This is a genomic window from Citrobacter sp. RHB20-C16, assembly GCF_013890155.1.
Lineage (GTDB): Bacteria > Pseudomonadota > Gammaproteobacteria > Enterobacterales > Enterobacteriaceae > Citrobacter_A > Citrobacter_A amalonaticus.
Window position 1 is genome coordinate 3,903,422 of the sequence record NZ_CP057630.1, and the last position, 16,826, is coordinate 3,920,247.

Below are 16,826 nucleotides of genomic sequence, written 5' to 3' on the forward strand. Positions count from 1 at the left end.
GCTGATGAAATTATCCTCTTTTTTCCCGCTGCTGTTAGTTGGCGTCGTACTGGCACAGCCGGCATGGTCTGCCTGTAAAAGGGTAACCTCTGCCAACGATCTGTCTCAGACAGCGAAAGATGCCGGTTACATCGGCGCCAGCTGGGGAGGCGTTGGCGATAGCGAAGTAAAAGGCAAACTGGGGTTGCCTGGCGTTATCACCTTAAGCAGCGGCACCGGATTTCAAACGGAAGGCACACTGCTCGCCAGTTCGACGGCCAGCTTTGTGCCTAATGGTCGCACCCAGGGCGTCAACGCCAATCAGATCTATTTTCGCTGCGACGTCGCCGAAATCGGCAAGGTGTATGAGTATTACGCCACCAACGGCGATGATGCCTGGGGCGGCAGAGAAGCGGTTGCCGGGATTGAAGGCGCTTACTACACCTACGTCAAAAACGTGGCGCTCAGACTGACGAACCTGAAAACCGGGCAATACTATTCGCGCTACTGGCAAACACGCCTCATCCCTGAAAGCGAGATGTTCAATGACGGGACCTACATTTACATCCCGGGCAGCGCCTTCAGCGATGTTTTCGTTGAGCTGTTTCGGGTTGATGACGCATCAAAAGGGGTGAACGGTTCAAACCGCTATGGTTATACCTACGCCGGGCCGGCTGGCTATATCGCCTTCCACGGCGGCGGCATGAGCTCCGGGCTGTTTGACGGTGCTGACAGCAGAACCAACTACGACGGCTGGGGCGCCATGCAGTGGCCTGGCGGCTGGACGCTCACCAGCCAGAGTTACTTTGTGCGCGGCGCCGCCTGTCGAATCGATGACTATCCCGCTATTGTTCGTCTGCCGCCGATCAGCGTCGGTGAGCTGAGCGGCGGCGGCACAGCGCAGACCCCGTTTAATATTACCGTCGAATGCGAAACCGGCGCGATTTCCGGCACCGCGGTCTCGACAACCAGCAAAGCGAACGTGGCGATGGGTTTTCTGGTGAATAATCAGACGGCGGCGAATGCGGCAAATCAGTTAGGGCTTAAGACCGGATCGGGAGCCTGGACCTGGCTGCTCGATAACCACTATGGCGTCAGCGGCGTGGCGTCCGGCGTGGGCATTCGCATCTACAGCGAAAAACTGGGCGGTAGCGCTATCAACCTGCTGCCAAATCTGACGTCAACCGCCACGGGCAACGCTGGAGGATGGTACGGCTATGCCGATTTAACCAGTAAAACTTCAACAAGCGGTTCGACCGAATTGTATAACGGGGAATTCACCGCCTCGCTGGAAGCCATTCCAGGCGAAGCCATAACAGCAGGATCGGTTTATGCACAACTTCAGGTGGTGGTTAGTTTTCAGTAGCGCGTTGCTGTTGAACGTTCTGCCGTTCTCCGCTCATGCGGTGGTGAATAGCGAAGTGACCCGGGTAATTTTTAATGCTGGTGACAAAAGCGCTTCGCTGGCGCTGATCAATTCCCCGCAGCAGCCAGCCCTGGTTCAGGTCTGGACCGATACGGGTAATCCCTCGAGCCAGCCCAATGAGGAGACGACGCCCGTCATCGTACTACCGCCGGTATTTAAAATGCAGCCCGGCGAACTGCGCAGCATTACGCTGCAACTGACCGACACCTCGGTACTGCCGCGCGATCGCGAAGCGCTTTACTGGCTGAACGTGTATCAGATCCCGCCCATGACGCAGACCGACGCCCAGGTGGCGCAGAAAGTGGTTCTGCCGTTACGCATCCGTATGAAGGTGTTCATTCGCCCGAAAGGCGTCGGTGCGCTTAAGGAAAGCGATGCGGAGAAGTTGCACGTGATATACGCCGGGGCGCAAAATCAGTTGCAGTTAACCAACCCCACCCCGTGGCATATCACGCTGGCCGGAATAAGCTGTGAGTCCGGCAGTGCAAGCGGCATCATGATTGCGCCGCTGACGACGGTATCGGTCCCGCTACAGGGACAAGGAGCACCATGTTCATCGGTCCGCTATGACATCATTAACGACCAGGGTACCCTGTGGCATTACAATAAAGCCGTCTCGCGTCTCCCGTAGCGGACGGCTTACGCGCCTTGCCCGGCATATTTCAGGCCCGAATATCGTCATACTCGCGAGTTTTATCAAACTCGTGTTTGGCAAACGGGCAAAGAGGAATAACTTTGCGTTTTTCGCGGCGCATTTTCTCCACGACTTTCGCCACCAGCTGTTTTCCCACCCCCTGACCTTTCAGGCTGGCATCGACATCGGTATGCTCAATAATGCTTAAATGCTCACCGGTTGGAACAAAAACAATTTCAGCGACCTGATTCCCCTGATCATTATTGACATAGAATTTATTGTGACCTTCCAGTATTTCCATTTTCCCCTCGCTTATTTACGACGATATTGTAGCGCCCCGCTTGGGCAAGTATCGATAACGTTGATCACCGTTGAGACATCCACTTCATCAGGCATAATCCACGGCTTACGTTTCAGATTGAAAAGTCTGGCGCTACCGCGTACACAATTCCCAGAGTGCTGACAAATTGCTGTATTGAAGTAGACATCGATTTTCTCACCGGTATAGACGCGATAACCCGCATCCTCAAGTTGCTTATCCATGACATTGCCTCATTTTTTGTTTATCCCTTAAGCATAGCGCGTGAATATCACCCGCCACCACTTTAATGTTAGATGAGTAAATACTCATCTGTTCCTTATGTTTAAGCATAAAAAACCAATTATAGTGGCATTTAAGATTTTATATTATGCATTTAATGATATTTAAGGTTATTCGCTCTAATTGACTATTTAACATCAGGTCGGCATAATAAATCTTTCAAATGACTCATTAAAAAAATCTGTTTTTATTCAAGAATACTCATTAAAAATAGTGAGTTACAGAAAAGTATACCTGTCTGATACCGAATCTTAAATCACGACGTTGAAACAGATTTCAACGCCACTTTGTTGATAATCAGGCCATAATTTCTCCGGAATGCGGCATTGGGATGTTTAAATGATTACAGTAGCTGATTATTCATTGCGGCAGAATCCACCGACCTTGTTAATAAATTGCTTTGTTTTATATGCACTTATGTGAAACTTCAGAACAAAAACATTAGTTTCATAAATTAAACGACTTACTGAACTCATTTATACTATACGTAATAGTATGTTCAGAATTTTCTACAATTAAGTCTCTACTGTTTATAACTTTCGAACACCGTGAACCCATATGTACTGGATTATTAACGATAATATTGAATTCAGACCAGACAGTAAAAAGTTAATTTCTGTCACTAACCCAGAAATTAACGTGGTTTTGACAACGCCTGCCAGTCGTTGTCTGCTTTTGCTGCTTGACGCTTCACCGGACGTCGTCACTCAGCAGGAATTTTTTAAAAAGGTATGGGAAGATGAAGGCATGCTGGTGCCTGCCAACACCCTTTACCAAAATATTTCTATTGTCCGTCGAGGCTTACGCGCCGTTGGCGAGACTGACCGGATCCTCGTCGCCACAGTCCCGCGCAAAGGTTTCCAAATCGACAAAAGCGTTAAAATTACTCGCGTTGCTGCGGTTCAGGAGGCTGAAGTGGCCCCTGATTCTCTGCAGGGTGAAGATGAACTGGATGTGGAGTACCGCACTGAGGCGGATCCCGCGCTTACGCCAGAAGAAATCGCCCCTCCTGCCCGTGCGATGACGGTAAGTAAGAGCAGCAGATTGCCGCTCTTCGTTGGCATTCTCGCCATGGTAGCGGCATTTTTTATTGGCGCTATCGGCATGAACTATTTCTGGCACTTTAGCGATACGAAGCCATTCTTCGCTGATTACACCTTCGTCGAGCAGGACAAAGGCTGTCGCTTCTACACCAAAGATGACAGCCACGATAACAAAAACAGCTTTGCACACTTTAAGGCGCTGATTCTGGGTTCTGGACTCGATTGCGAAAAGTACCCCTGGGTGTACTTCCCGCTATCACAAACGTCGCCAGGCTTAGCGGTTCTTGTCTGCCGCCAGAACTACCTGAAATCAGCCATTCCAGGTTGTATTACACTCTCTTTTCGTGGAGTAGGAAGTGAGTAAAAGAACAGTCATAACGATGAGTGCCATATTTTTACTCGCGGGTGTGCTCATCAGCGCGTTATACAATTTTTTAATGTCAAAACATTACGATAAACAGGAATGTTCGATGTCGCTGGTGGTGTTTCATAAAAACGCCCGCGCAAATATCACGCTGAACTACATGTATTCGCTGAAAAACCAGAACGGCATCGTGGCCGTCAGCGGAACCTATATTGAAGATAACAAACTGAAAGGGCGCATCAGACGAGATGTGGCCTATAACTGGACAGAAAATCAGGATTCGTATCACTTACACTCAAGCAGAATCAACAAGTTCGAAATTATCGAAACGTTGCCGGATGATCTGTTAGCCGATATTCTGCCTGATTTTTACGTCTACCCCGATAAAGATGTGAGTTACTCCATTCTCAATCAGGGCGTTCACGGGTTCCTGTTCACCATCGGGAAACGTCCCCTGCTCTATTGCGCCCGATAAACGGGAGAAAACCGTCAGCTCTGTGCTCAACAGGGCTGACGCGTTTTAAAGAAACATACTCTCTTCGAGTAAATTCTCTTTGATCAGCAGTAGATCGTGAACCCGGTGCCCACCTAATTTCTTACACGCAAGGTTGCGATAGGTGTATACCCGTTTCGGCGGTAGCGCCAATGATTCGGCAATCAGGTTAATATCTTTACCCAACAGCGATTCACAAATAATCCTTTTTTCAACACGATTGAGAACATGATTCCTGATAGCCTGGCGTTTTTCCATACCGACCAGACGCGTAATGATCATCATCAGCGATAGCAGAGACTGCTGTGCGCTGACAATCACATCGGCATCCAGGACCAATGCACTCCGCTCTGAGTCCAGTATAACCAGCAACTTACATTTTTTGTTGAGTCTGGAGATTTCTTTAGCACAACATTTGTTGAACAAATTAAGATGCAAAATCACGGTATCGTCGAATGTGAGTCTTTCAACAGGTAAATGAGGCATGGTTTCTTTCACGATTTCCAGGTTGGCCTCTTTTGCCAATAAGACAATACCCTCCTGCAAATAGTTATCATTACTTATAATATATATCGCCATCGCTTTATTTCCGTATTAATAATTTAACTCACAGGTCGTTTCCGTTCTTCTATATCCAGCTTTAGCGAGACATGTAAAAAATTATATTGATAAGCTTACGAATAATACAATTAAATAGTCTTAACTGGTGTGACATTTATAACTTATTGATAATGTGCATTTTAATTAAATTTCTTAAACATTCTTAAGTAGACAATTATTCGTTTGTCTCTGTATTCTGTCTCTTTCTCTATGTTATGTTGTGCCATTAGCGAACGGGCGGATGGGATGGAAAAAAATGACCAGGCGTATCGATTACCTGATTGAAAAATATCATTTCACTGAAATCAACGAGTCGCCGCGCATTGCCAGCCAATGGAAAGAGGTTCTGGCGGAGTGCCAACAAGAGAATGCCGGTGTTGAAGAACGACTGCGTATTGCGCTGCTTAATGTCGATTACGTAACCAGCTTTGAACTGCCCTTCCGTTTGCTCCTCACCCGTACTCCGCAACTGATCGACAAGCTGCGGAAAGAATTTGCCCTCACCCAGAAAAATGTGCTGATTAATGATAAACGCCGTGGCCAGGTTTACAGCATCAATGCCGATCTCAGTCGCGTCCCCGATGCCTTTCGCTATCGTCTGTCGTCGCGTATCCGCCGTATGGATGAGGAAACCATTACCACGGCGCCCTATCAGCAGGTTGCCAGTCAGACAAAGCATCCCGAGGAACGGCTTCGCCTGGCACTGGAGAGTGGTTTGCAGGTTAACGCCCTGGATGGGCTGTTCTGGCTGGGGATCCAGCGTATTGCCGCCGATATTCAGCGACTCCGCGCGTCAGGCATGCCGATTCTGGCGTCAGATGTCGAGGTGTTCGATTCACTGACCGGCACGCGCCGAACCGTGACGGCATACCATCTTTAACCGGTTGTCAGTTCCTGAAAGCGGGATAAAAAAAGCGCGCGCGCCTCTCGTGGCATCAGTGGGGTGACGGTCAACCGCGTCGTGGGCGAGACCCCTGCCAGCATCGGCCAGTCATTACCGGGATCCAGATTGAGATCGCGCCGCTCGGTTGCCAGCATCATCAGGTCCACCTGTTTAATCACCTTGCTCGGGGTGAGAGGAAGATCGAAACGCTGACGAATAGCGTTATCCAGCCGCGCTTCAATCTCTTTGTACGCGGGAAGCAAGCGCTTTAACGGTGAGGGAAGATCCAGACAATAGGCCTCAGCGGCATCGTGCAGCAGCGCTTCAAGCGCGAACTCAGGTGGCGTTAACTGGCTGCACAGAACCCCGTGTTGGGCGACACTGTAAAATTCAGGCACATGTCCGGCAAAGCGACAGAGGTGCGAAAGGGCGACCGCAATATCTTCAATCACAATATGCTCCGGTCGAATATCACCGTAATCGATGTGTTGCCCGGTAATGGTGGCGATAAATTTCATCCGTTCTCCTGCTTCCTTGCCGTTCTTGCCCACGTCGGGCGCCTGGGTAGCCATAAAGAAACTACGTTTTTATATTCACTACGTAAATATTTTTCACCCCTTACCGCACGCTTTTATGGCTTCTTAGTTATATTCCAGCACAAAGGTGGCAGTGCCATTTGCCCGTCCCGCGGTGACCGTCGATCCTGTCTGCACCATCTGTGCCATAAAATTGACCGGCACTGCCGTTGCGGCGCTGGAAGCGGGAACTTTCTGTACCACTGGCAGATTTGCGGGCTCATTCAGCGTCACCGATGTTCCCTTTACCGGCCCGTTACCGCCATTATCGCCATAGCGGATCCGGATCCCGACGCCGTCCGCACCACCGGGAAAGTGCGTAATATCCAGCGTATCCGTCGCCCCGGTCGTCGCCGGGGTCGCGAAGAAACCAATACGGATATCCGTGGGCGTAGCGCAATACACAGGGATGCTAAACGGCACCGCCGAACCGCCAGAGGTACCCGGGCCTTTGAAATCGCTCCGGTTCGCTTTGCCCAGATCGACAAAAATACTGGCGCGGGTGACGCTACAGCTACCGCGACTGCCGATGTCCACGTTCATCGCCGCAAGATCGAGAATCACCGGCCTGCTGACCTGATCGCCATTTCCCCCCGCATTCGGGTACGTCATCGACAGGTTCCCGACATTTGCCAGCGTGTTGGCGAAAGCATGATTATTACTTACCAGTTGAATATCAGCGGTTTTATAGAAGGTCACCCACGCTTTCACCTCCACTTCCCGTTGCGTCAGCATTGACGGGCTCTCTGTGCTGTCGCAAACCGTAACCGACCGACTGCCCACTGACTCCAGGAAATGGATCGGCCCCCCGTCGCACTGGAAACTGAGTGAGTAGCCGATCCCGGGCAAGGCCGAATTGAACACCGCATGTCCGTCAATTATCTGCCCACCCTGGGTATTCATCTGCTGATAGACGATTTTTTTCCACGACGATGTCGTCCCTTGCCGATCGCAGGTAAAGCGAATCCCCCCACCGTTCACCGGCATAATACTGCTCATCTGAGTATTGACCCGCAGCGTCGGCAGATATTTGATGTTTTGAAAGTTCAGGGTCATTTGTCCGGTATTACCCTGACAGGTTTCGGCCTGAACGTACTGGCTAAACAGGCTCGCTACCAGCAGCATTAACCCGCAAATAAGACGAAAAACCCCTGACATCGTCAGTTCCTCATGATTCATAAACATTGTCCCGCCACCTCTTTCACCGGGTTCCGGTCCTGTGCATCCGCTATCCGGAAATGCAGTACGCACTGGCGGCTCACGCCCGCGTCGTCCCATTTCACCGCAAGAGTGCCTGCCGTCGGCACCCCGCTCAGGTAGACCTGCCCGCGTTCGGCCACCATCGCGCTGGCGGTACCGCCATCACCGACCAGCCGGGCGCTGGCACCAAAAGGCACCACATCCTGATTGCGGCGAAGCGTGAACAGTACGCGGTTGCCGATATGCGTCTGGTAATGTGCTTCCACCACTGCGCCGCCGCCAGGGATCACCGTCGCCCCCTGCAACTCGACATCCGCATCATCCGGTAACGTTTGGGCATCCAGCGCGATCACGTTTTTGTGATAGGGCGTAAGCGTGGGCACCACGGCATAACCACGCCAGTCGGTATGAACATTGTTTGCGTTCTGAATCGCGACGTTCGCCGCGCCCGGCGCGCGAACAATGGCGAAGCTGTCACCGACGTTCTGTCCGAGCGTGATGCCGTGCGGATGTACCACCAGAGCGCCAGACGCCCCCCAGGTCATCTGGCTACTGTCGCGATCGCGGCGATACCCCAGTTGCGTCGTCCCATATCCACCGTGATAGTCCAGCGATGCGCTGCTGTTGCTACCCTGCCCCTGATTTGCAATCCCCTGCTGTACCGAATAGTAGAGGTTTTGGTTCTGCGGCAGCGCACCGTATATCCCCACCTGTTGCGAGGTGTAGCCGTGATTATCGGAAGAGGTGTTGTAGCTTACGGTGCTGTCTGACCACGCGCCGCCCAGCGGCAGCGTGACGTTCAATGACCATGAGCGATCCGGCGCGCTGTGTCCTGTCGTTTTGGTGTAGAAATAGCCGACGCTCCAGGCAACACGCTTCCAGGTACTGTAAAATCCGGCGTGCAGGGTTTGATCGCGATCCGCGTTATGCCAGTAGTCCTGCGAATACGCTGACAGCGAAAGCGTACCCACCCCTCCCAGCGCCTGATTAACGGAAATCTCTTCGCGACTGCGTTTGCTCCATGTCTGACCGTAGCGGCTTTCCAGCATCGCGGCTTCGCTAAAATCGTAATATCCGCTGGAAGAGTAACGATAGCTGGCCAGACTGAACGAGGTCCCCGTTTGCGCAACGCTTTTCTGGTACTGCGCGCGCAGCGAATGACCGGTATAACGCTTACCTGAAGGCGTCGTGGTCGCCGCCCAGGTCGTATCCAACCCCAGCGCGCCCAGCAGGCCAAAACCACGCCCCAGCCCTGCCGCGACGGCATGATAATCTTCAGCCAGCTGCGAACCGCCATAGAAGGTGAACTCAGCGGGCAGACCATAAAAAAGCGTTCCCTGCATAAACGTCGGCGAACGACTGCGTTGCGAGGTCGAGTGGTAGCGCCCGGCGCTTAGGCTGAATCTGGCGCGTCCTTCACGCAGCATAAATGGAACCGCAGCAAACGGCTGTGTCCAGCGCCGCTCAGAACCATCGCTCTCTTTAACAGTGACCTCCAGGTCGCCGCTCTGGGCGGTGGGATAGAGATCCTGAATGGCAAATGCCCCCGGCGACACGTAGGTTTCATAAATCACATAGCCGTGCTGCGCGATGGTTACTTTCGCATTACTGTGCGCCACGCCGCGCACAATCGGAGCAAAGCCGTTCATGCTGTCCGGTTGCATTTCGTCATCAGACATCAGCTGCACACCGCGAAATTGCACGCTGTCAAAGACGTCGCCACGGGTGTAAGTATCCCCCATCCGCAGCTGACTTTTCAGTGAGACAATATCGCGCTGCAGGTAAGTACTTTGCGAGTCCCAGCGTCGGGTTTTATCGTACTGCATCGACGAGATGTTACGCAGGCGCCATGCGCCGAGGTTAACGCCACTGCGCAGGTTCAGATAACTGGAACGCCCGTCATCCGTTGACTGCCGGGTCTGCGAGCCGGAAAAAGTGTAATCGACGAAGGCGGCCGGAATGCCGTCATCCCAACGCGCGGGATCGACATAACCGTGGCTTTGCACGTTCATCGCCGCCTGTGGAATGCTCAGGTTCAGACGCTGAGTGGAGAAATCAAACTGGCTGCGGGCATCGTGAATGTAGCGTTCGATATCGGTGAAAGTGCCTCCATCAGGCAACTGACTGAAGGCGGTAAACGCGCTAACGTTAACCCCGTATTCCGCCAGTTGCGAAGGGGTGAGCACCGGTTTCAGTTGCCCATTCTCCTCGACAAACGTCACATTCTGCTGTGCGACCTCCTGTTCGTTGAGCCAGACACTGACCGGGTACGTTCCGGGCTGCTGTCCGCCCGCTTTGGCAAAATAGCGCAGGTCCGCCAGTTTCTGTTGCGGATCGCGTAATTCCAGCGCGGCAGGATCAAAATAGTCATCCGCCCACGCCTGACGCTGATCGCAAAACAGCAGTAAAACGCCAGGGATGATCGTCAGCAGCAGCGTCGCGCTGTCCGCCGATAACAGGACGGTTCTCTTTTTCACGGGAAGGTTGCCTGACATCACTGTTGCGCGGAGTCGGTCACGCCGCCAAAATCATTGATTGCCCGCCATGTCACCGGGCCGCTGCCGTTGATCGTCCAGCGACGCGTGCTCAGCGGGGCGATCATCCCCGGCTCGGCAAGCGCTTTGCCGCCCACGGTCAGGGAGAACAAGGAGATGTGATACGGCGTCGGGTTGTTCGCCACCAGTTGGTTTCCCTGCACGGTAAAGGTCAACTGCGTCCAGGCGTCTTTTGCCTCGCCTTTCAGCCCCTGCGGGCGATAAAAAAGTTTGAAGCGAGACTTCACGTTAATCTGCAGTTTATTGGCGTCCTCTTTTTGCGTCGGGGCGATACTTTTAATGTTCAGCCAGAACATGGACTCCCGATCGGCAGGCAATGCGCCCCCCGTAAACGTAATACGCAGGACGTTTTGCTGTTCCGGCTCAAGACGAAACAGCGGCGGCGTGACCACGAACGGCACTGCCCGCTTATCCTCTGCGTTCGCGTTTTCCACCCATGATTGCACCAGATACGGCGTCTGCGTGTCGGCATTCGTCACCGTCATGGTGGCTTCGCGCTTCCCTTCCTGATAAACAACACGGGTTCCACCCATGACAATGCCTGCCTGCGCAGTAGCGCTCAGCAGAATTAACGATGCCGTCATTGCGGCGATAAACTGTTTCATGAAGTGTGACCATCAGGAAAAGAAGAAAAAAGCGTTGAGCAGACCGGAAGCCTGCTCAGAGTGTCGATCAGTTGTATACCATCAGGAAGTCAGCAGTGCCGTTAGCGCTGCCCGCTGTCACATTCGTGGTCGTGGAAACATAATCGGCCATAAATTTCAGGTCGGCTTTATTTGATACCACATTCGCAGCGGCAGACACTGAGCCCAGCGTAATTGGCGTAGGCGCGCTACCGGCGTTATATAATTTGATACCGACACCTGTTGCGATGGAGTTGGAATTCAATGCCAGCAGTGCGGGATTATTCGCATCTGTCACCCCCGTAAATAACACGGCCACCGTTTTCACCGACGCCGGACAATTATCTACGCTGATGGTAAAAGGCGTTTTCGTGGTTTCCACCCCTGTACCGGTAAAAAAGGTTTTTGCCCATCGACCTAAATCCACGGTGGGATGTTTTGACCCCGTAGTGACATTACAGGAACTGTCGACAATCTCACCGGAAAATTCCACTGTACCACCGGTCCCCTGCACCCCAGAAACCGCTGACAGCGCGACACCAGACGCCATTGCGCTGACCAGAAACGCGGCTATACGAATTTGACTCTTCATTATTTCGCTCATTTAAACGTATTATTAATGTTTACTTTCGCCAATACAAAAATTGTTCTGGCGTTTCTCCCTTCGCATGCTCCTGCTGATAATATTCACAATCCCGTCGTGATAATACGAGGCTTTACTTGCTGTGGTAATGCGGCAAAGACAAAACATGGCCTTTTAATAAAAACTTGCATCGTTGCCATGTTAGCCGTGATTAAAATAATATTTTTCTATGTTACCAATTGCAATACCACTGAATTTTCTGCAACACCGTAAGATAAAAGTCTACATTAATATTCGCGACCATTTTTTTATTAACTGTATCAACATCCCCTGGGGCAACGGTTAAAATAAACATAATGGCAACATATAGAGAGAAAAGAGATCATTTTCTGGGCTTTTTTTTTGCCCGACGGGCATCTGGCCTAAGTGAAATTAAGAATATTCCTGGGGGGGGGGAAGGTGCCCTTTTAACCATCGATATGAATCCGGCGTAAAAATGCCCCCGGAAGGCCATAGCCTGGGCGGGGGCATGTTAGTGACAGGTGTCATCCTCTGCTCTTCAGGAGCACAATGAGTCGTCTTATTTCTGGGTCACGGTCCACTTGGAGGTCGGCGGCGTATATGTCGAAAAATATTCAACAATTTCCGGCAACGAATCGGAGAAAAACAGCATATCCACGTAGCTCTGCTTCATAAAACCTTCATCGGCCATTTTCTGTACCATGACCTGCAGCGGTTGATAAAAATTGTTCATGTTATAAAACGCACAGGGCTTGTGGTGGATGCCTAATTGTCCCCACGTCCACTGCTCAAAAATCTCTTCCAACGTGCCTGCCCCGCCGGGTAAGGCGATGAAAGCAGAAGACAATGCCGCCATGCGATCTTTACGCTGGTGCATGTTCTCAACGACCTGCAAATCAGTCAGCCCGGTATGCGCAATTTCACGTTCAACCAAAGACACGGGCATCACCCCCGTCACGTGCCCGCCGTGTTGCAGGGCGGAATCCGCCACGGCCCCCATCAATCCGACCCGGCCACCGCCATAAACAATGCCCAGCCCGGCCTGAGCCAGATAGGTTCCGGCTTCGCGCGCGGCCTGCATATAAACCGAAGAATGGCCTTCAGATGAACCGCAAAAAATACCGATAGACTTCATATAATTTCCTTTGGGAATTACTTAATCCGTAAATCTTCATTCACTCAATGTCGAAACAGCATAATGCAAAGGGGCTCAATACACTATGTGAGATCGGCCAGATGAAAGTACTGACCAGGTGATTTCCAGTAATTACCAGAACGATACGCATAAACGCCTTAGATGAATAAGAGTAGTTTCAGGCGTTATTATTCCCTCGCTCGCATTTTATTTGTCGCAAAACATTTCATCACTTAAAGACAGGCTAATTTCAGCCACACGCCCTCATCCGCCAAATATACCCGTACTAATGCAATTTCTGCGGGTTAACGGGAATCAATCTGCTCACGGCTAAATACCAGCCCCCGCCTCTAAAGCGGTTATATGACTTATTATTGCTATTCTCACCGTGTTTTTTGCAGTATTGTTTACTCATTGTTGTAGTTCTACAGTGAATGCTAGCGAGGTTGCCATGTCGTTTTTCGTCCTTAGCAAAGCCTTTTGCTCATCATTCGGGGTATTCCGGAATGGGCTCGATCGTAGAACAGCAATAACGTTTATTGATTCAGTAAGATAAGCAAAAACACAAGACCAGAGGAGGCACCCAGTCGATAATGTCACGACGTTATGACGAAACAACATACAGCCATTTTCATTATCCGCTCACGTCCTTCTGTAGCGAAGCAACGTTGCATACGATTAGCGCCTACCGTGCAGTACAAATAAATCATGAGTTAAAACCGGATAAGACCATTGGATTAATGGAAATCAGCAGAACGCTTGCGCACCTGCAATCAAAAGGGAACCTAATGAAAAATAACGCCGATAATAAGAAGAGGAATTTCCTGACTCAAAATGAAATAGAGTCACTTCTCAAAGCAGCAAACACGGGACCACACGCTGCCCGCAATTACTGTCTGACCTTATTGTGTTTTATTCATGGATTTCGTGCCAGTGAAATCTGTCGCCTGCAAATATCAGATATTGATATTAAATCTCGATGTATTTACATTCACCGCCTGAAAAAAGGGTTTTCGACAACACATCCATTATTAAGAGAAGAAATTCAGGCGTTAAAAAACTGGCTGACTATACGAACTGACTATCCTCATGCCAACAGTGAGTGGTTATTTTTATCAAGAAAAGGAAACCCTCTTTCTCGCCAACAGTTTTATCAAATCATTTCAGCCTCGGGCGATCACGCTGGGCTCCCGCTTGAAATTCATCCGCATATGCTTCGTCACTCATGCGGTTTTGCATTAGCCAATATGGGGATCGACACCCGTCTCATCCAGGATTACCTGGGACACCGTAACATTCGCCATACCGTCTGGTACACCGCCAGTAACGCTGGTCGATTTTACGGTATCTGGGATGACGCTAAACTCAAACAGCATAATGCTATTTCACTGTGACAGATACAACACCATGGATGGTGTTAAAACCACGATAAACAAAGCATTAATAATATTTAACCATATATTTATTATGCTTATTGTTCACTTCCATCCTTATTTGCAGCAGAATTAAACAGTTTTATTATATCCATGTAATGAATCAGGATACTTTTTTCAACATGACCTTTTCGTCAAACAAACCTTCGCCACCTTCTCACCCTCTGTAACTATTTTTCGTTTAAATTTATACACCTGACTTTGTCTACAACAGCCGCTATTGTCGCACCTGATAAAATCAATAAAAATAAGACTTATCACGTGGTAATAATAGCTACGTATGTAAAAGTGATGTAATCACCAACGGTGATTAATCCCTCAAATATAATATGCCTTTAACATCGTGGATTATTTTTTAATCGCATGATGTTTTCTACAGGTGTTCATTAACAGAAACATATTTCAGGAGTAATGCATTGTGAATCGACGTCGTTATCTTACTGGCAAAGAAGTACAAGCCATGATGCAGGCTGCCCGACATGGCGCAACCGGAGAGCGAGATTATTGTCTTATTTTGCTGGCGTTCCGTCACGGCATGCGCATCAGTGAACTCCTCGATTTGCATTATCGCGACCTCGATCTCAACGAGGGACGAATCAATGTCCGTCGACTGAAAAACGGGTTTTCCACCATTCATCCACTGCGTTTTGATGAGCGTGAGGCCGTTGAACGCTGGAGTCAGGAACGCGCAGGCTGGAGAGGCGCAGGCCGCACTGACGCCGTGTTTATCTCCCGCCGGGGGACACCGCTTTCTCGCCAGCAGGCATATCGCATTATTCGGGCTGCGGGGGTTGATGCTGGAACCGTTACCCATACTCACCCCCATATGCTCCGTCACGCCTGCGGTTATGAACTTGCCGAACGGGGGGCCGATACGCGACTGATTCAGGATTATCTTGGCCATCGAAATATTCGCCATACCGTCCGTTATACCGCCAGCAACGCCGCACGTTTCGCCGGATTATGGGAGAGAAGCAGCCTGTTAGAGGTCATTTCGCAGGAGAAAAAGAAATAAGCTAACGGATTGATATAAAAAGGAAAGTCTTTACCTGAACAGGTCAATTGGGGCCAAACTGTTTATATCATAAAAAGAATTAGTAAAGCTTTGCAACTAACAAGTTAGGAATTATCGATAAACACTCTTTATCTCATTGATTAGAATAGTATTACCTCCAACATTTTTTCACATTTACCACCGCCGTTTACGCGCTTTCACCATTTCTCCACCTGACTCCTGCACCATTTCAGTCATCTACATAAAACTATTTTTCAGTTTTTTATGTCAAAAAATTGCAACCATAAGAAACAAAAAACCAATAAGAAAGAAATAATATGCCATTTAAAGCCGTTTATACCAACGAGTCAAAATGGCCCCAATTGACTCATTCATTGGGTAAAAACTGTGCAGAACCGGCAGTCGCCCCATTCGGCTGAAATATGGAATGCCTGGAAGGCACAACGACTGGCCATTTCGGTTCGTGATATCGACATTGTTTAAAGGAAAACAGCATGAAAATTAAAACACTGGCTATCGTTGCTATGTCAGCCCTGTCCCTGACCTCCGCGGCGGCTCTGGCCGATACCACCACGGTAAACGGCGGTACAGTGCATTTTAAAGGAGAAGTCGTTAACGCAGCCTGCGCCGTCGACGCCGGTTCAGTCGAACAAACCGTTCAGCTTGGTCAGGTTCGTTCGGCAAAACTGGCTACTGCGGGCAGCACCAGTTCTGCGGTCGGTTTCAACATTCAGCTTGATGATTGTGATACCAGCGTGTCAACCAAAGCCTCTGTCGCGTTTTCTGGCACGGCCGTTGATACCACCAACAACACCGTACTGGCACTGCAGGGCTCTGCTGCCGGTAGCGCCACTAACGTTGGCGTCCAGATCCTCGACAACAAAGGCACCCCACTGGCGCTGGACGGCGCAACCTTTAGCGCAGCAACAACCCTGAACGATGGCACGAATATCATCCCGTTCCAGGCACGTTACTACGCCACGGGCGCCGCAACTGCCGGTACCGCTAACGCAGACGCCACCTTCAAAGTTCAATACGAGTAATTCATCACGCAAGGATGCACCTGGGGCCAGGAAGGCCTGTTATCCGCAATGGGACTGAGGTGATAACGATGCAAAGGATGAAATCAGGTCTGCTGATGCTTTTACTTCCCGCCTGCGCGCTGGCCGGCAACAAGTGGAACGTGACGTTACCTGGCGGAAACATGCGTTTCCAGGGGGTCATTATTGCCGAATCTTGCCGCGTTGAAGCTGGCGATCGCCAGATGACCGTGCAAATGGGGCAGATCAGCAGCAATCGATTTCATGCGCCAGGGGAGGATATCAACCCTGTTTCTTTCGATATTCACCTTCAGGAGTGCAGTACCGCCGTAAGTCAACGCGTCGGCGTGGCATTTCATGGCGTCGCGGATGGTAAAAACCCTGACGTTCTCTCCGTAGGAGAAGGTCCGGGGATCGCCAGCGGTATTGGGATAGCGTTATTTGATAAAGAGGGTAGCCAACTCCCACTTAACGGCCCACCGACGAGCTGGGCACGGCTTTACTCCGGGCCAACCACACTGCATTTCGTTGCGAAATACCGTTCTACCGGACGTCAGGTCACCGGTGGGGTCGCGAATGCACAAGCCTGGTTCTCTTTGACCTACCAGTAACAACCCCGCAGA

General features: G+C 50.5%; 18 protein-coding genes. 9 read left to right on the forward strand and 9 right to left on the reverse strand.

Annotation, left to right across the window (positions count from 1 at the left end; translation table 11 throughout):
- The first annotated feature begins 4 nt into the window (after window positions 1–4).
- Both stbD and HVX64_RS18735 read left to right on the forward strand, forming a co-directional pair.
- Entirely contained in the window at window positions 5–1,345 is a 1,341-nt protein-coding gene (stbD, locus tag HVX64_RS18730; RefSeq protein WP_042999447.1) for a fimbrial usher protein StbD, read from the forward strand.
- Complete coding sequence (locus HVX64_RS18735) at window positions 1,311–2,036, forward strand: fimbria/pilus periplasmic chaperone (protein ID WP_044254144.1); 726 nt, start codon at window positions 1,311–1,313, stop codon at window positions 2,034–2,036. The genes stbD and HVX64_RS18735 overlap by 35 nt, the downstream gene beginning before the upstream one ends.
- Before the next feature lie 31 nt (window positions 2,037–2,067).
- On the opposite strand, the gene HVX64_RS18740 is transcribed toward HVX64_RS18735, so the two are convergent.
- Together HVX64_RS18740 and yjdI are read right to left on the reverse strand one after the other, a co-directional pair.
- Window positions 2,068–2,340, reverse strand: a complete 273-nt coding sequence (locus HVX64_RS18740) for a GNAT family N-acetyltransferase (RefSeq protein WP_042999446.1) — start codon at window positions 2,338–2,340, stop codon at window positions 2,068–2,070.
- Between the two features lie 11 nt (window positions 2,341–2,351).
- A complete protein-coding gene (yjdI, locus tag HVX64_RS18745) occupies window positions 2,352–2,582 on the reverse strand; it encodes a 4Fe-4S mono-cluster protein YjdI (protein WP_042999445.1) in 231 nt (76 codons plus the stop codon).
- 616 nt (window positions 2,583–3,198) lie between these two features.
- Here yjdI and HVX64_RS18750 point away from each other — a divergent pair.
- Together HVX64_RS18750 and HVX64_RS18755 are read left to right on the forward strand one after the other, a co-directional pair.
- A complete protein-coding gene (locus HVX64_RS18750) occupies window positions 3,199–4,047 on the forward strand; it encodes a transcriptional regulator (RefSeq protein WP_044254141.1) in 849 nt (282 codons plus the stop codon).
- A gap of 106 nt (window positions 4,048–4,153) precedes the next feature.
- Window positions 4,154–4,522: a hypothetical protein gene (locus tag HVX64_RS18755; protein ID WP_224267557.1), complete on the forward strand. Its 369-nt coding sequence runs from the start codon at window positions 4,154–4,156 to the stop codon at window positions 4,520–4,522.
- A 45-nt stretch (window positions 4,523–4,567) separates the two neighbouring features.
- Here the strand turns inward: HVX64_RS18755 and HVX64_RS18760 are convergent, their stop codons facing one another.
- Window positions 4,568–5,119 (reverse strand): hypothetical protein, encoded by a 552-nt coding sequence (locus HVX64_RS18760; RefSeq protein WP_042999442.1) that lies wholly within the window; start codon window positions 5,117–5,119, stop codon window positions 4,568–4,570.
- A gap of 277 nt (window positions 5,120–5,396) precedes the next feature.
- Here HVX64_RS18760 and HVX64_RS18765 point away from each other — a divergent pair, with 277 nt between their 5' ends.
- Window positions 5,397–6,020: a hypothetical protein gene (locus HVX64_RS18765; RefSeq protein WP_042999441.1), complete on the forward strand. Its 624-nt coding sequence runs from the start codon at window positions 5,397–5,399 to the stop codon at window positions 6,018–6,020.
- Here the strand turns inward: HVX64_RS18765 and HVX64_RS18770 are convergent.
- The 6 genes from HVX64_RS18770 to HVX64_RS18795 all read right to left on the reverse strand — a co-directional run bounded on the left by HVX64_RS18770 (window position 6,017) and on the right by HVX64_RS18795 (window position 12,715).
- Window positions 6,017–6,541: a hypothetical protein gene (locus HVX64_RS18770; RefSeq protein ID WP_044254135.1), complete on the reverse strand. Its 525-nt coding sequence runs from the start codon at window positions 6,539–6,541 to the stop codon at window positions 6,017–6,019. The two genes, HVX64_RS18765 and HVX64_RS18770, sit on opposite strands and share 4 nt — an antisense overlap.
- A 123-nt stretch (window positions 6,542–6,664) precedes the next feature.
- Window positions 6,665–7,756, reverse strand: a complete 1,092-nt coding sequence (locus HVX64_RS18775) for a fimbrial protein (RefSeq protein WP_125340055.1) — start codon at window positions 7,754–7,756, stop codon at window positions 6,665–6,667.
- A 17-nt stretch (window positions 7,757–7,773) separates the two neighbouring features.
- Window positions 7,774–10,233 (reverse strand): fimbria/pilus outer membrane usher protein, encoded by a 2,460-nt coding sequence (locus HVX64_RS18780; protein WP_231622275.1) that lies wholly within the window; start codon window positions 10,231–10,233, stop codon window positions 7,774–7,776.
- Window positions 10,234–10,292: 59 nt separating this feature from the next.
- Window positions 10,293–10,958, reverse strand: a complete 666-nt coding sequence (locus HVX64_RS18785; RefSeq protein WP_044254128.1) for a molecular chaperone — start codon at window positions 10,956–10,958, stop codon at window positions 10,293–10,295.
- A 67-nt stretch (window positions 10,959–11,025) separates the two neighbouring features.
- The gene (locus HVX64_RS18790) at window positions 11,026–11,568 is read right to left on the reverse strand and encodes a fimbrial protein (RefSeq protein ID WP_044254125.1); all 543 of its coding nucleotides are present in this window, start codon (window positions 11,566–11,568) and stop codon (window positions 11,026–11,028) included.
- A gap of 571 nt (window positions 11,569–12,139) precedes the next feature.
- On the reverse strand, window positions 12,140–12,715 hold the full coding sequence (locus HVX64_RS18795) for a TIGR00730 family Rossman fold protein (protein WP_044254122.1): 576 nt from the start codon (window positions 12,713–12,715) through the stop codon (window positions 12,140–12,142).
- Window positions 12,716–13,503: 788 nt separating this feature from the next.
- Here HVX64_RS18795 and HVX64_RS18800 point away from each other — a divergent pair.
- The 4 genes from HVX64_RS18800 (at window position 13,504) to HVX64_RS18815 (ending at window position 16,814) form a co-directional block, all read left to right on the forward strand.
- Window positions 13,504–14,109, forward strand: coding sequence for a tyrosine-type DNA invertase (locus HVX64_RS18800; RefSeq protein ID WP_042999435.1), 606 nt, complete (start codon window positions 13,504–13,506; stop codon window positions 14,107–14,109).
- A gap of 457 nt (window positions 14,110–14,566) precedes the next feature.
- Window positions 14,567–15,163 (forward strand): tyrosine-type DNA invertase, encoded by a 597-nt coding sequence (locus HVX64_RS18805; protein WP_042999434.1) that lies wholly within the window; start codon window positions 14,567–14,569, stop codon window positions 15,161–15,163.
- Between the two features lie 494 nt (window positions 15,164–15,657).
- Window positions 15,658–16,206, forward strand: a complete 549-nt coding sequence (gene fimA, locus HVX64_RS18810; RefSeq protein ID WP_042999433.1) for a type 1 fimbrial major subunit FimA — start codon at window positions 15,658–15,660, stop codon at window positions 16,204–16,206.
- A gap of 68 nt (window positions 16,207–16,274) precedes the next feature.
- The gene (locus HVX64_RS18815; protein ID WP_042999432.1) at window positions 16,275–16,814 is read left to right on the forward strand and encodes a fimbrial protein; all 540 of its coding nucleotides are present in this window, start codon (window positions 16,275–16,277) and stop codon (window positions 16,812–16,814) included.
- Window positions 16,815–16,826 lie beyond the last annotated feature (12 nt).

Excerpts from the sequence above, each read along its gene's own strand:
- stbD (WP_042999447.1), top strand. The coding sequence starts at position 5 with ATGAAATTATCCTCTTTTTTCCCGCTGCTGTTAGTTGGCGTCGTACTG.
- HVX64_RS18735 (WP_044254144.1), top strand. The coding sequence starts at position 1,311 with ATGCACAACTTCAGGTGGTGGTTAGTTTTCAGTAGCGCGTTGCTGTTG.
- HVX64_RS18740 (WP_042999446.1), bottom strand. The coding sequence starts at position 2,340 with ATGGAAATACTGGAAGGTCACAATAAATTCTATGTCAATAATGATCAG.
- yjdI (WP_042999445.1), bottom strand. The coding sequence starts at position 2,582 with ATGGATAAGCAACTTGAGGATGCGGGTTATCGCGTCTATACCGGTGAG.
- HVX64_RS18750 (WP_044254141.1), top strand. The coding sequence starts at position 3,199 with ATGTACTGGATTATTAACGATAATATTGAATTCAGACCAGACAGTAAA.
- HVX64_RS18755 (WP_224267557.1), top strand. The coding sequence starts at position 4,154 with ATGTCGCTGGTGGTGTTTCATAAAAACGCCCGCGCAAATATCACGCTG.
- HVX64_RS18760 (WP_042999442.1), bottom strand. The coding sequence starts at position 5,119 with ATGGCGATATATATTATAAGTAATGATAACTATTTGCAGGAGGGTATT.
- HVX64_RS18765 (WP_042999441.1), top strand. The coding sequence starts at position 5,397 with ATGACCAGGCGTATCGATTACCTGATTGAAAAATATCATTTCACTGAA.
- HVX64_RS18770 (WP_044254135.1), bottom strand. The coding sequence starts at position 6,541 with ATGAAATTTATCGCCACCATTACCGGGCAACACATCGATTACGGTGAT.
- HVX64_RS18775 (WP_125340055.1), bottom strand. The coding sequence starts at position 7,756 with ATGTCAGGGGTTTTTCGTCTTATTTGCGGGTTAATGCTGCTGGTAGCG.
- HVX64_RS18785 (WP_044254128.1), bottom strand. The coding sequence starts at position 10,958 with ATGAAACAGTTTATCGCCGCAATGACGGCATCGTTAATTCTGCTGAGC.
- HVX64_RS18790 (WP_044254125.1), bottom strand. The coding sequence starts at position 11,568 with ATGAAGAGTCAAATTCGTATAGCCGCGTTTCTGGTCAGCGCAATGGCG.
- HVX64_RS18795 (WP_044254122.1), bottom strand. The coding sequence starts at position 12,715 with ATGAAGTCTATCGGTATTTTTTGCGGTTCATCTGAAGGCCATTCTTCG.
- HVX64_RS18800 (WP_042999435.1), top strand. The coding sequence starts at position 13,504 with ATGAAAAATAACGCCGATAATAAGAAGAGGAATTTCCTGACTCAAAAT.
- fimA (WP_042999433.1), top strand. The coding sequence starts at position 15,658 with ATGAAAATTAAAACACTGGCTATCGTTGCTATGTCAGCCCTGTCCCTG.
- HVX64_RS18815 (WP_042999432.1), top strand. The coding sequence starts at position 16,275 with ATGCAAAGGATGAAATCAGGTCTGCTGATGCTTTTACTTCCCGCCTGC.